This is a genomic window from Gracilibacillus sp. D59 (genome assembly GCF_052246695.1).
Lineage (GTDB): Bacteria > Bacillota > Bacilli > Bacillales > Amphibacillaceae > Gracilibacillus.
This window is the reverse complement of record NZ_JBQQCK010000005.1, coordinates 155882-170398: the sequence shown is the minus strand read 5'-3', so window position 1 is coordinate 170398 and position 14517 is coordinate 155882. Positions and strand designations below refer to the sequence as shown.

13 protein-coding genes and 2 pseudogenes are annotated in these 14517 nt (G+C 35.6%); 14 read left to right on the top strand and 1 reads right to left on the bottom strand.

Features of this window, described 5'->3' with window-relative positions; all coding sequences use genetic code 11:
- The first annotated feature begins 68 nt into the window (after positions 1-68).
- From ACTWP4_RS10820 to ACTWP4_RS10780, 9 genes and pseudogenes are all read left to right on the top strand, one after another.
- A complete protein-coding gene (locus ACTWP4_RS10820) occupies positions 69-287 on the top strand; it encodes a hypothetical protein (protein WP_443128771.1) in 219 nt (72 codons plus the stop codon).
- A gap of 675 nt (positions 288-962) precedes the next feature.
- Positions 963-2777: pseudogene (locus tag ACTWP4_RS10815) on the top strand (rhamnogalacturonan lyase); the annotation flags it as partial.
- Positions 2751-4184, top strand: coding sequence for a cohesin domain-containing protein (locus ACTWP4_RS10810; RefSeq protein ID WP_443128906.1), 1434 nt, complete (start codon positions 2751-2753; stop codon positions 4182-4184). The pseudogene ACTWP4_RS10815 and the gene ACTWP4_RS10810, both read left to right, overlap by 27 nt.
- Before the next feature lie 527 nt (positions 4185-4711).
- Entirely contained in the window at positions 4712-4996 is a 285-nt protein-coding gene (locus ACTWP4_RS10805) for a hypothetical protein (protein WP_443128770.1), read from the top strand.
- Between the two features lie 184 nt (positions 4997-5180).
- Positions 5181-5956, top strand: a pseudogene (locus tag ACTWP4_RS10800) (GNAT family N-acetyltransferase).
- Between the two features lie 119 nt (positions 5957-6075).
- A complete protein-coding gene (locus tag ACTWP4_RS10795; protein ID WP_443128769.1) occupies positions 6076-6606 on the top strand; it encodes a hypothetical protein in 531 nt (176 codons plus the stop codon).
- 280 nt (positions 6607-6886) lie between these two features.
- The gene (locus tag ACTWP4_RS10790) at positions 6887-7108 is read left to right on the top strand and encodes a hypothetical protein (protein ID WP_443128768.1); all 222 of its coding nucleotides are present in this window, start codon (positions 6887-6889) and stop codon (positions 7106-7108) included.
- Between the two features lie 86 nt (positions 7109-7194).
- Complete coding sequence (locus tag ACTWP4_RS10785) at positions 7195-7674, top strand: HIT family protein (RefSeq protein WP_443128767.1); 480 nt, start codon at positions 7195-7197, stop codon at positions 7672-7674.
- Positions 7675-7992: 318 nt separating this feature from the next.
- Positions 7993-8697: a polysaccharide deacetylase family protein gene (locus tag ACTWP4_RS10780; RefSeq protein WP_443128766.1), complete on the top strand. Its 705-nt coding sequence runs from the start codon at positions 7993-7995 to the stop codon at positions 8695-8697.
- 345 nt (positions 8698-9042) lie between these two features.
- On the opposite strand, the gene ACTWP4_RS10775 is transcribed toward ACTWP4_RS10780, so the two are convergent.
- Complete coding sequence (locus ACTWP4_RS10775; RefSeq protein WP_443128765.1) at positions 9043-10755, bottom strand: Rqc2 family fibronectin-binding protein; 1713 nt, start codon at positions 10753-10755, stop codon at positions 9043-9045.
- A gap of 460 nt (positions 10756-11215) precedes the next feature.
- Here ACTWP4_RS10775 and ACTWP4_RS10770 point away from each other — a divergent pair, with 460 nt between their 5' ends.
- The 5 genes from ACTWP4_RS10770 (at position 11216) to coaBC (ending at position 14515) form a co-directional block, all read left to right on the top strand.
- The gene (locus ACTWP4_RS10770) at positions 11216-12094 is read left to right on the top strand and encodes a YicC/YloC family endoribonuclease (RefSeq protein ID WP_443128764.1); all 879 of its coding nucleotides are present in this window, start codon (positions 11216-11218) and stop codon (positions 12092-12094) included.
- 32 nt (positions 12095-12126) lie between these two features.
- Positions 12127-12387, top strand: coding sequence for an extracellular matrix/biofilm regulator RemA (gene remA / locus ACTWP4_RS10765; protein WP_018932726.1), 261 nt, complete (start codon positions 12127-12129; stop codon positions 12385-12387).
- A gap of 14 nt (positions 12388-12401) precedes the next feature.
- Positions 12402-13022: a guanylate kinase gene (gene gmk / locus ACTWP4_RS10760; RefSeq protein WP_443128763.1), complete on the top strand. Its 621-nt coding sequence runs from the start codon at positions 12402-12404 to the stop codon at positions 13020-13022.
- A complete protein-coding gene (rpoZ, locus tag ACTWP4_RS10755; protein WP_443128762.1) occupies positions 13019-13234 on the top strand; it encodes a DNA-directed RNA polymerase subunit omega in 216 nt (71 codons plus the stop codon). Before gmk ends, rpoZ begins: the two co-directional genes overlap by 4 nt.
- Before the next feature lie 81 nt (positions 13235-13315).
- Positions 13316-14515: a bifunctional phosphopantothenoylcysteine decarboxylase/phosphopantothenate--cysteine ligase CoaBC gene (gene coaBC / locus ACTWP4_RS10750; RefSeq protein ID WP_443128761.1), complete on the top strand. Its 1200-nt coding sequence runs from the start codon at positions 13316-13318 to the stop codon at positions 14513-14515.
- The last annotated feature ends 2 nt before the right edge of the window (positions 14516-14517 follow it).

Genomic DNA, 14517 nt, shown 5'->3' with positions numbered 1-14517 from the left:
AAGAAGTGTATTAATTCGATGTTGTTCGACTTTAGTGTATAAGAATGCAATATGAATAAGAAAATAGATTGCAAAAAAAGTATAAAAATTTTAAATCGCCTAAACTCAGAATAATTATGGGTTCAGGCGATTATTATTTATTTAATGAAGTATTACATGGTCAACAAACTCCCGTAAATATAGGTTCTCCAGAAAATGCTGCCTTCTTAGAGCAAATGAATCAATTAGTGATGTATATTAATACTGCTATACCGTATTTATTAAGGAATTTAGAGAAAGAGAGATAAAACCTTATTAAACTTAAGGATAGCAGCTGGTAAACTCAACTCTTGATTCGGAAAGTATAGTGATTGCATGGACTACGTTCTACTTCTCGCACCCATCCCGGTTAAGCAGTAAAGCGTATCAACAAGTTGGTGTCAGCACCGATCACACCATCAGAAAATAGACTTCCTAATTATCCTGCAAAAGTCAGTAGGTGAAGTCTATCGTAAAACTGATAGTCGATCCCTCTAGGGGCACGTTTATCTAAAACCCACATTATATCGTAAAGTTGGTACTATTTAAAACAGGTCGAAATGGTCCTAGTAAGGAAGTATCAGGATGTCGTAATACACTGATTTTTAAATATTTATCACTGATTTTTGGGTTCCTTAATTTTCATTCCTTGCTATAATGTGGGGTACGAAAGGTAGGCAAACGAAAGGGATTTTATTATTGTAATGGAGGTGAACTGTTATTTCTTATTAAAAAATGAGTCCTTTCACATCAATTACCCTACCTTACCTTCACAGAGTCTTCATACATTTTTTATTTATTGAATCTAGAACATGGATTATTAATCTATTTAGGAGGTTTCATTCGTGCTAAGAAGCTTGAAAAAACATTTAAAACAAAGTGCAATTGTTGTAAGCGCAGCTGCTATCGCTTTATCATTGCCTGGTACAGGCAAATTTTCGACTATGAATGCAAAAGAAGCGGTAACAACTCCATATCAAATGGAATACTTGGATCGAGGTGTTGTTGCTGTTAACACAGGTGACGGTATTTTTATAAGCTGGCGTTTATTGGGTACAGAATCGAAAGACGTTGCTTTTAATCTTTACCGAGATGGCCAGAAGATAAATGATGCACCGATAACATCAACCACAAATTATTTAGATGAAAAAGGAACAACTAATTCGGTTTATAATGTAAGCGCTGTCTTGAACGGTGAAGAGGTAGATGAATCAAAAGAAGTGACAGTATGGGGAGAACAACATCACTCTATTCCCCTTGATAAACCAGAAGGTGGAACAACACCGGACGGCGTATCTTATACTTATCATGCCAATGATGCAAGTGTTGGTGACCTTGATGGTGATGGAGAATACGAGATCATTTTAAAGTGGGATCCATCGAACTCAAAAGATAATTCACATAGCGGCTATACCGGTGAAGTTTTCCTGGATGCTTATGAATTAGATGGTACGAAGCTATGGAGAATTGGTCTAGGAAAGAACGTACGTGCAGGTGCGCATTATACACAATACATGGTCTATGACTTAGACAGTGACGGTAAAGCAGAAGTTGCCCTCAAAACAGCAGACGGAACAACAGATGCAACTGGCAAAGTCATTGGTGATGCAGATGCTGATTACCGTAACAACGAGGGTCGTATTTTAGAAGGTCCTGAATATTTAACAGTCTTTAACGGTGAAACAGGCGAAGAACTTGTTACAACAGACTTTTCTCCAGCTAGAGGCAATATGGGAGACTGGGGTGACACATATGGGAACCGTGGGGATCGCTTCCTTGCAGGTATTGCCTACCTTGATGGTCAAAAACCTAGCCTTGTTATGACGCGCGGTTATTATGAAAAAACAATGCTTACAGCTTATAACTTCCGAGATGGTGAGTTAACAAAGTTATGGACATTTGACAGTGACGATGATGGTAATGAAGCATATGCCGGTCAAGGAAACCACAACTTAAGTATTGCTGATGTAGATGAAGATGGCAAAGATGAAATTATTTTTGGTGCCATGGCTATTGATGATGACGGCACTGGACTCTATTCGACAGGATGGAACCACGGAGATGCGATGCATGTGAGTGACCTCGACCCTAACAGACCTGGTATGGAAGTATTTCAAGTGCATGAATGGGGAGATTATGGTCTCACAATGCGTGATGCTGCTACAGGTGAATTGCTATGGGGATTGCATACAGGAAAAGATACTGGAAGAGGTGTATCAGCTGATATCGACCCTCGTTATGAAGGAGCAGAAGCTTGGGCTGTTGGTGGCGCATGGAATGGTGGGGAAGGTTTCCTTTATACCGCTGATGGTAAGGAGATTGGTACAGATATTCCATCTGCGAACTCCGCAATTTGGTGGGATGGCGATTTATCACGAGAGCTACTAGATCATGACTGGACGAATTATGATATAGGGATAGGCACACCTAGAATCGACAAATGGGATTATGAAAAAAACGAGCTAGACAATATTCTAAAGATAGAAGGAACAACTTCTAACAATGGCACAAAAGGAAATCCTACTTTACAAGCCGATATCATTGGTGACTGGCGTGAAGAAGTAATAGTGAGAGATATTGAGAGTACGGAACTTCGTCTTTATACAACAACCGATCTAACAGAACATCGGATCCCAACGCTAATGCATGATCCTGTTTATCGATTAGGTATTGCTTGGCAAAATGTAGGTTATAATCAACCACCGCACACTAGTTATTTCTTAGGTAACGGTATGGAAAGAGCTCCGATACCGAATATTGACTTAGTGATACCTTCAAATGTTGATATAAATCCTGAAACATTGAAGGGGAAAGCGAAAGGTGAAATGACAGTCAATGTTCAAGTACCTGCTCATGTCACTGATTTAGGAGATGCATCTGCAGCTGAACTTAGAGTGAACGGGCAGATAGTTAGTGGCGAAGTGCAGGAAGTAAATAAAGTCTATAAAGTGAAAGTGGATCGCAAAGCATTTATTCGTGCACTTGATGGACAAAGCGGTGAAGTTGAGGTTAGAGTTAGTGTCACTTCAACATCTGGTGATACCTTTGTTGGAGTGGATACGGTGAATGTTGAAATGGTGGATCCTGCTTTATCCGTTAAGGGGCCAGATTCTGTTAAAGTAGGTGATTCGTATAGTCTTACCTATGCAGTTAACGGTGAAGCAGAAAACATCCAATCTTTTGAAATGAGCCTTGAGTATGATTCTGAGCTTATCGAATTTGTTTCGGTTGAACCTTTAGTCGAAAAAGTAGAAGTAGATTCCCAACGGTCTGAACAACCTGGTGAGGTTAGTCTTGTTCTAAAAGGTTCACCTAGTCAATTCTTTAATAATCCTGAGTTGTTTAAAGTGAATATGAAAGCGAAAGAAACAGAAGCGTTTAAAGCGGCTATTACTCTAACTGATATTGCCTATACAAGCAGCAGTAAGGAAGTCATTTCAATGGATGATGTCGTACAGTCTATCGATTTATATGATGATGTTTCCGAGATTGTTATAAACGGTGAAGCCGGAGCGAAATCTATCAAAACTAACCGTGGAACATTGCAGTTGGTAGCACAGGTTTCACCAGCTAATGCTAATCAATCAGTGGAATGGTCCGTTACTGACGTAGACGGATCAGATACTGAGCTAGCTACTATAACTTCGGATGGGTTGTTGTCAGCAAATGATAAAGGTTTGAATGGAGAAGTAAAAGTTATTGCAGAGGCGATGGATGGATCCGATGTTGTAGGAGAATTGATAGTTGAAATTTCAAACCAGTTACAATTATTAACAGGAACTCCTTTTGGGGCAGGTCCGCCATGGGCACCAGGTGGAGAATTTGATAAAGCTTTGGATGGAGACATTACTACATTTTATGACTATAGCGAGGCAAATGGTGGATATACAGGAATTGATGCAGGTGAAGATAATCAAGTGGTGCTTAGTGAAGTTAGGTTCTATCCACGAGAAGGTTTTACACGTAGAATGACTGGAGGTAAGATTCAAGGATCAAATGTTTCCTCAACGGAAGGGTTTGTCGATTTATATACGATACCTTCAGAACCAGAATCTGGATGGAATGTAGCCGAAATACAAACTGAAAAATCATATCGTTATCTTCGGTATATGAGTCCAGATGGTGGTTATGGAAATATAGCTGAACTAGAATTTTATACAGAATAGTAAATGAACCAGTATTTATAAAAGCTGGGACAAAATCCAGTAAATTAAATAATAAGCGTGGTACCCACCGGAGAAGGTGCCACGCTTATTTTTGTTTTAAGTAATCATAAAAGATTGTCAGAGGTATGAAGGGTAAAGGATATAATGACGTTGCCTTAATTATACATTAAAAAAGTCAAATCATCCGAAACCCTCCATACTAAAGTGGCCCTTTTAAGAATTATATCGAAGAATCAAATGATGAGGTAACGCTACACTTAAACAAACTGGTATAAGAGTTGAACAAGACTATCATTAATTTGGTAGTCTTTTTTTGTAGATAAATTGGTGGAATATTATGTTAAAATTAAATTACAAGATATTGAACGGAGCAGATTTGTTCAATAAGAAGTCACAAAAGGAATGAGCATTTACTGTGAAATAAGATTAGACGTATTAATGTCTAATAAAAAAGTAATGCAAAAATTAGAGATGAAGCACATTAGTATTATTACAGGACATAAATAAAAATATATGGAGGTATAGTTATGTGGGTAATATTAGGGGTTATTGCTATAGTAGCAACTTTTATAAATCTTTATATGTATAAAGCAGGAAAGGATTATAAGCTTGCTATGGCGATGGGATTATCATTTACAGCATTAACACTTTGTGCAGAATACAGTCTTGTATCTCGGTGGGTAAAAGTGGAAGATTGGGCAGCTTTATTGGATGTAGTACATGGTATGGAAAGGGCATTATGGTTTTTGACAATTGTTTCTATCTTACTAAATATAGCACCTATACTTTTAGAACTAAAAGGTAAGAAATAATTACTTATTGTCACTTCATTTATATAATATGCAATTATTGTGTTGGTCTTTATGTATAACGAACGGGTGCGATTGTTCAATAAGAAAGCAATCGCTGCTTGTGCTAAAGAAACAGGGGGATTTAACCAAGAAATCTTTTTATAAGTGAAAATTTATCTGTTGTAATACAGAAAGGTGAAATCATATGATTATACTAAATAAAACTGATTACGCTAAAGTAATAAAAATAATGAATGATAACGAAATAAAACCTCCAACCTTTTCCTTTTCAGTCTTGGAAGGTTACATTGAAGGAACAGTTTATGCCGACTCAAAAGATCCAAATACCGTCTTAATTGGAACTAATTCTGGTATTTATTTTGTTGTAGGAGAAGAAATAAATAGGAAATTTAATAAATCTCTTTTTGATTTATATAGGGAAAGGAAAAACAAGAAATTGCGATTTACTTTATTTTCATCAACAGAAAATTGGATCTTGTGATAAAAAAACAACAAAATGAAAAAATAAGACAAGTGAGTAGATTTTCTTTTAGTTATAAGCTTAATAAGGATTTGAATGTTAAGAAACTACCATCTACAGAGTATTCTATAAAAAAAATTAATGAAGAGATGATTTGTAGTAGCGTGGAATTTAATGAGGATTACTATAATGAATATTGGGGATCTGTATCCAATTTTACTGAAAATGGTTTCGGCTATTGTATTCTTCATAAAGGAAAAGTAGTTAGTGAATGTACTTCAATTTTTTCATCACTGAAATTCTCAGAAATTGATATTGCAACTCACAAAGCTTATAGGGGAAAAGAATTAGCAACTATCATAGCAAAAGCTTTCATAGATCACTGTCTTGAAAAGGATTTAATGCCATGTTGGGATTGTGACATATTAAATAGATCTTCTATTAAATTAGCTGAGAAATTAGGATTTGGAAATCCTGTAAAATATTCTATTTTTGTATAAAGACATCTATTCCTTTATTCCAAAAAAGGGTGAGTATCTTGAAAGATATCGGCTATTTTTGCAGAACTTATTATATTACCGTAGCAGGATTGTGTAATAAAAGAGAGGGTTGATAGTCTATGGGGAAGAAAACAATTGGGTTAATTATAGCTGCACTGATACTGGTCTCGCTGGTTTCATATTATTTTTATAATTCAAATGTGTTATATGGAAATGATAAGGCTTCTATAGTAAAGGAAATTAAGTCTATTGATGGCTATAAGAATAAAGAAATTGAACTTCTGGAAATCAATGATTTTAATGATGTTAGAATTGTAGGCTTCCTATCCAATAATAGTCCGTCTTATATCGAGTTCAATAAAAATGAGAAGGGTGATTATGTCTGGAAGCATATCGAATCACACCATAATGAATCATTTAGTTTGTTCTTACCCTTAATGGGAAATTCAAAAATGTTGTTCGTCACGAATTATGAAAGTAAAATTGCGAGAATGCAAGTAGATATAAATGAGTCAACATTAGAACAAAATTTCACTCCGTATCAAGCAACCGTTACTTGGGTTGATTTACCTCAAAAAAATAAAGATAGTTATGAATATCGGAATTACAAATATTACGATAAAAATGGAAATCTAATAAGAGAGAAATAGTTCTTAAACTAAAGATGCAAGAGTTGAACAAGCCTATCATTAATTTGATGGTCTTTTCTTTTTGTGGATGAATTATTGGAATATTATGTTAAAATCAAATTACAAGATATTGAACTAACGTATAGTTATGTTGAAGTAGATAGCAAACTTAATACGACTTTGAGTCAAAGGGGCAATGAATATAAAAAAATTGCTTATAGGATTTTTAGTTTTATTCTTATCCTTAATAGGTTGTAAAGCAGAAGATGAGGTTGACTCGCCTACTTACAAGAGGAGAAATTTGAACATTGGTGTAATAGGTAAAACACCTGAGGTAAAGGAACAGAATGTTAATTTTATGAATGTATCCTTAGACGAATTAGAATTAAATGTTAATAAAATTTCTACTGAGCTTGATGCAGTTTTCATTATGAAGGAATATCTGGAACAAGCTGGTGGAAACCAATATGCAAGAGTGTATGGCGAATTAAAAATACCTATTTTCTTCATTCAATCAAAGTAAAAGACAGTAATGTTAAAGAGGAGGAAATATAAAACCTTCTAGAAGGAGAAGGTAGTATTTAACTAAGTTTAAGGGAGAGATAATAAATGAACATAAATACTAATAATAATTGGAAAAAAGACAGAATAGAATCTGCACATCGAGGAGAAAACCCAATGATTATGGTCAAAATGAAAAGTGGTTTTGCTGCTATTGGTGATACTCAGTTCCTACCAGGTTACTGTGTACTTCTACCATCTAAAAAATTCGGATCACTAGAAGAACTTGATTTTAAACAACGAAGTGATTACTTATTAGACATGAGTTTGATAGGCGAAGCTATCTTGAAAGTATGTGAACCTAGAAGGGTTAATTATTCAATTTATGGGAATACGGATGCTTATTTACATGCACATGTGTTTCCCCGTTATAATTGGGAACCTGAAGAACGAATTCCATATCCTGTATGGCAATACTCTGCTGAAAAATGGAGCAATCCTGAATATCAATATTCGCAAGAAACACATGGTGAATTAAAAGGAAAATTAAGTAAGGAAATCCATGAGTTAATGGAAAAAGCCTATTAAATTTTGCTGTTGATTAGAAATGATCGTGGATGAATTTCCTTAACTTAGATCCTCAACTTTTTACACCAATCTCTACGGCAAATTTGAGTAGTGGCAGACAAAGTATAGTTATTCAATGCGCTGTAAAATATTCGTACAAGATGGACTATATACAGCTTATTAATCATAAGATTTGAAGCTGTTATTTTTTATGGATGAATACCATATTGTGATTTAGCCCCTTGTTATCTTTCATACTACTTTCTGATATACTGTTTATATTAATGGAGTACTAGTTATTCAATTTTTAGATAATATAAAGAAAAGAAGGTAAGGATAATGAAAAAAGTTTTAATTTCATTTGCGATCATTGTTATTTGTTTAGCTTCCATATTATTTGGAGGTTATAAACTAATGAATTCTAGAACCTTTCAATTATTTGGTAACTTAACTGCCAAAGTTGAAACAAATGAAAATGTTGTAGCACTTACCTTTGATGATGGTCCTACTAAAAACGTTAATGAAATTATAACGTTGTTAGAAAAATATAATGCTAAAGCAACGTTTTTTCTGATTGGAGAATATATAAAAGAGTATCCAGAAGAGGCTGAAGCAATTGTCCAAGCTGGACACCAGGTTGCAAACCATACTTATTCTCATCATCGAATGATTTTCAAATCTCCAACCTTTATTAAAAACGAAGTGGAAAAGACAAATCAATTAATTAGAGAAATTGGTTATAAGGGACAAATTGATTTTAGACCACCAAATGGAAAGAAAATCGTAGGTTTGCCATGGTATTTGCATAAAAATGATATAGAAACGATTATGTGGAATCTTGAACCAGATAGTTTTTATGAAGAACCTGCTGATAAAGTAAATTACGTGGTGGATAATATGGAACCGGGCTCCATTATTCTGATGCACCCGATGTATGATGATACAGGAGAAGAACTTAAAGCCGTCGAAGGTATTTTAGAAGCGTTATCCGAGAGAGATTATCAGTTTATAACGGTTAATGACTTACAGGATTTATCACGGTGACAATTGTCCATAAAACCCTCACTTCAAGGTTCGAGTAAATAAAAGAAGCTAAGTGGGGAATAACGGACGCTAGCACCCTGATAAGTCTCACTAAATACAGCTAGAATAATCAACAAACTGATATCTTAGAAAACACTGTAAAGTTTATGGATTTTGTATGCTATAAAAAATATGACGCTCAGTCAAGTGACCGACTGAGCGTTATATATTATCACGGTGCTAACCGTCTGTAAGACCTCCAATTCAAGCTTCAAGTAAAAGTTTTAGGGATAACAGACGCTAACACCTTGATAAGTTTCGCTAATGAGCAGTGAGGATTAATCCCCCCACTGATCATAGTCTACTTTATGATTTCGCTTTTAATTTTGTTAGAAAGCTTTGATCTGGTGTCACATAAAGTGTTTTTTGATTTTCATAGGTAACAAAACCTGGTTTCGCACCATTTGGTTTTTTTACATGTCTTATTAAGGTATAGTCGACTGGAACAGAAGAAGAGTGTTTTGATTTACTGAAATTGGCAGCGAGTTGAGCGGCCTCCAATAAAGTATCTTCACTTGGTTCCGTTGAACGAATCACGACATGTGAACCTGGAATGTCTTTTGTATGCAACCAAATTTCATCTTTGCGCGCTATACGATTAGTTAAATGTTCATTTTGCTTATTATTTTTACCAACCAAAATTTCCGTTCCATCTGAAGCGTAAAATGTTTCCGGTATTGGTTTCGTTACTTTCTTTTTTTTCTTTGTTTTCACTTGTTTTTTCTTTAGGTAACCTTGTTCTTGTAATTCCTCGCGTATTTCCTCAATATCCTGTTCTCTGGCAGTGTCAATTTGTTCGATTATTTCATCTAAATAATCTATTTCCTGATATGTCTTCTTTTTTTCTTCTTCGACCATTTGTTTAGATGTTTTTAGTTTGTGATACCTCTTGAAAAGGGACTGCGCATTTTCGCTAGGAGTTTTATTCTCGTTAAGTGATATCGTTCTTTTCGCTTGATTAGGGTCATAATAATCGATCACCTCGACTTCTTTATCCCCTTTTTTTACTAAATGCATATGTGCCGTTAATAATTCGCCATCTCTTTGATAGCGATCTGCATTCTTAGCTTGTTCCAATGTTTTATCTAATTTCACTAATTTTCGTTTGTTTTTCTTTTGTTCATTAGTTAAGAAGCGTAATAAGTCCCCTGCTTTTTGTTTAACGCGATCACGTTCAGCCTTGCCGGAATAAAACACATCTAACATAGTGCTTACCGAATTAAAATACTCTATTTCGTAGTCTTTGGTCGATAAAGGTAATACGTAAAAGCTTTCTTTTTTACCCTTGGATATAAAAGGCTTATATTGATGCTGTATTATTTGCTGTTGGATGGTAGAAAAAGTTTCTTTAAAAGCGTCTGTATTACCAAGCCCAGCTTTCGCTACAATTTCTTTTGCTAAAACAGGTGAAATACCCATATACGTATTCACGATTTGTTGATCTAGTTTACCTGCATTAAAATCCAATTTCCGGATAAATGTATCTTCGTCAGTGCTTAACGGATTATGTTTCCCTTGATCAGGCGGTTGAACGTACGTACTTCCGGGTAAAATGGACCTGTGTCTGTTTTGGGCACTTGATATATGTTTAATACTTTCAAGAATAACATGACGATCACGATCAACTAAAATGATATTACTATGTTTTCCCATCAGTTCTACAATCAAAGTTTTTATACTTTTATCTCCCAATTCATTCTTGGTTTGAAAGTGAATATGGATAATTCGTTCATTTTCTATTTGTTCAACTGATTCGATAAAGCTCCCATTTAAATACTTTCGAAGCATCATACAGTACATAGAAGGTTCTGTAGGATTTTCGTATGTATCTGTTGTATTATGAATTCTGGCATAACTTGAATGAGCACTAATTAAAAGTTGTTTATTTGTGCCGAATTTTCTAATTGTAAATAATAATTCGGTATCAGTAGGCTGATATATTTTTAATACACGTCCAGATGCCAACTCATGTTGCAGTTCGTGTGTAATTGCACGAGTAACTATTCCATCAAATACCATTTAAATCACCTCATTATTCCATTATACCATTACTTATAGTACGTGTTCAAAAAGTTGCCGAATGAGAAGCAAGAAGGTCGAGGCGGCGAAGGTTCGAGTAGCGGAGCGTATGCATTTAAATACGTGTGCAACGAAGAAACAAGCCAACGAAGGAGATTCGCTTGTTATCATTTGGTGGCTTTTTTAACTAGACAAGAAAATTACGCTAGCTCCAAGCGCCCAAAAACTAGGCGACTTCACTAATCGTCCTACGATTAAGAAGACTTGCCGATTTGTGATAGCCAAAGGCCTAGCCGTCCTTATGCCCTTGGGCGAAAGTCATCATCGGCTCGCTTTTCTTTCATCCTATTATGGGTAAAAAGAATCCAAAAATTATTTGTCTAATCATTAGAATTTTTGATATGATGATTATGGTTAGATACTAGTGTTTATACTGTTTATTATGGAAGGGATATGACATATGTTAAGCATGACTGGTTTTGGCAGAGAAGAGTTTCGAAATGATCAGTTGGAAATTAATACGGAGGTTAAAGCGGTTAATCATCGTTATCTCGATATTACTTTTCATATGCCCAAATTCTTATTACCTATAGAGGATCAATTGAAAAAAATTGTTCAGGATAAGATCAAGCGAGGAAAAATCAGTGTGTCGATCTATATCACGGGTACATATACACATCGTAAACAATTACAAACAGATTGGGATTTAGTCGATCAATACATCGATCAACTAAAACAATTACAAACGAAATACCAGCTGGCAGGAGAAATCTCAACCGAGATGATCAGTCAGTTTCCTGATATATTTCACATTGAAGAGAAAGAAGAAATAAGTACCAATACTGAAACACATGTGAAACATACAGTGGAAAAAGCGGTTAACAAAGCTAATCAAATGCGAACAATAGAGGGGACAGAATTACGAAAAGACCTCCTTACCAGAACAGAAAATATACAAAATAATATAAAACAGTTGGGGGAAAGACGAAAAATTGTTATAATAGAGTATCAAGAGCGAATACTTGAACGTATTAACAAATATCTTGAAAATACGTCTGTTTCCGACGAATCCAAACTCTATCAGGAAGTCGCACTGCTTGCAGAGAAAGGTGATATATCCGAAGAGCTAACACGAATACATAGTCATATTAAGCAATTTCAACAAATTATGGGGGAAACTGATCCGCTTGGTAGAAAATTAGATTTTATTGTTCAAGAAATAAACAGAGAGCTGAACACGATAGGCTCTAAATCAAATGACGTGTTGATCAGTGAGCAAATTGTTTATTTAAAAAGTGAAGCAGAAAAAATGAAAGAACAAATACAAAATGTAGAATAAGTTGTTCTTTACAATTTAAGGGGGAGCTCGAGATGAGTTTGAAGTTAATTAATATAGGTTTTGGAAACGTGGTGTCTGCAAATAGAATCATTTCTATTGTATCACCAGAATCTGCACCAATTAAACGTATCATTACAGTTGCCAGAGATAATAATAAACTGGTAGATGCTACATATGGTAGAAGAACAAGAGCGGTCATTATTACAGATAGTGACCATGTAGTGTTATCCGCTGTTCAGCCAGAAACTGTCGGTCAAAGAGTGATTAGTCATGATGAAATAAATGAAGAGTAGTAGGAGGAGCTATGTTGATAGAAGAGAAAGGAATACTGTTTATTTTGTCTGGTCCATCTGGAGTAGGCAAAGGAACAGTACGAAAAGCGTTATTTGAACAAGACACTAACTTAATGTATTCTATTTCCATGACAACGAGAGCGATGCGTGAAGGAGAACAAGAAGGTGTCGATTATTTTTACCGCACACGTGAACAATTTGAACAAATGATTAACGAGAAGAAAATGCTGGAATATGCTGAGTATGTTGGGAACTATTACGGAACACCGAAACAGTATGTAGAAGATACGATCGAGAAAGGTCACGATGTTTTTCTTGAGATTGAAGTTCAAGGTGCATTACAAGTAAAGGAAAACTTTCCACAAGGTGTGTTTATCTTTTTAATTCCGCCTAGTTTGGAAGAATTAAAAAATCGAATTGTTGACCGTGGGACTGAAACAGAAGATCTTATCATGAACCGGCTTAGAGAGGCACGAAATGAAATTGAAATGATGGATAAGTATGATTATGTTGTGGTAAATGATAATATAGATGAAGCGGTCAGGAAAGTTCAAGCAATTGTCCAAAGTGAACATTGTAAGCGCGAAAGAGTGGCAAAACAATACAAAGCATTATTGGAGGTAGATGAAAAATGATTTTGGAGCCGTCGATAGATAAGTTACAAACAAAAATTAATTCCAAATATACATTAGTAACACTTGCAGCCAAAAGAGCACGACAAATTCAAGATACGAAAATGCACCAAGTTGAAACTCCTAGAGCAGCAACTTTCGTGGGTCTTGCTTTAGAGGAGATCTTAGAGGAAAAATTAAAAGTTGATCCCGACTATAAGATGATGAATGAATAATATCGATGTTGAATAGAAGAGACTCCCTCGCATTGCTTCTGCTTGCGGGGGTTTCTTCTATATCAAGAAAGGGGTAATAATATGTTAGACGGAAAGAAAGTGCTTCTAGGAGTTTCTGGTGGTATTGCTGTTTATAAAGCAGTTGCATTAACAAGTAAGCTCACACAGGCCGGAGCTGATGTAAAAGTAATCATGACTGAACATGCTAAAGAATTTGTTACACCCCTTACTTTTCAAGCAATTTCCAGAAACCCTGTATATACGGATACATTTGATGAAAAGGATCCAACCAAAATAGCTCATATCGATTTAGCTGATTGGGCCGACCTCGTGTTGTTAGCACCTGCTACAGCTAATACCATCGGCAAAATAGCAAATGGTATTGCTGATGATATGTTAACTACGACTCTATTGGCTACACAAGCGCCTGTTTATGTAGCACCTGCTATGAATGTTCATATGTATCAACACCCGGCAGTGATTCAGAATCTGCACACGCTTGAAAATTGGGGATATCGCTTTATCGAACCGGGGGATGGTTACCTCGCCTGCGGTTATATAGGAAAAGGCCGTCTTGAAGAACCAGAAAATATGGTAGAACTACTAGATATGGAAACTAATCGAACAACCAAATGGAAGGGTAATAAGGTGTTAATTACAGCAGGACCGACAAGAGAAGCTTTAGATCCGGTACGTTATTTCACCAATTACTCTTCTGGAAAAATGGGGTATGCACTAGCACAAGCAGCAATGGAAAACGGTGCTGAGGTAGTGTTAATTTCAGGACCTACTGCATTAACCCCTCCTGTAAATGTCACAACTATTGAAGTAACCAGTGCTGATGAAATGTTTGAACAAGTGAAAAAGTACTATGAAAAGATGGATATTATAATTAAGACCGCTGCAGTAGCAGATTACCGTCCGGCATTACGAAACAATCATAAAATCAAAAAGCAAGAAGGTTCCTTGACGTTGGAAATGGAACGAACCATGGACATCCTCCATTATCTTGGTCAGCATAAGACGAAGCAATTTTTAGTTGGTTTTGCAGCGGAAACTCAGGATATTAAGGAGTACGGAAAGAAAAAGCTTGAAAAGAAAAATTTAGATGCGATAGTACTAAACGATGTCAGTCGTGAAGATATCGGATTTGATTCCGACCAAAATGAAGTTTTGTTTATGACAAAGAATGGGGAAGAACAGGCAATAGAACAAACTAACAAAAGGAACATTGCTAAACAGATTATTCAACTAATTGAATCTGAATTAAGGAAGGATTAAGT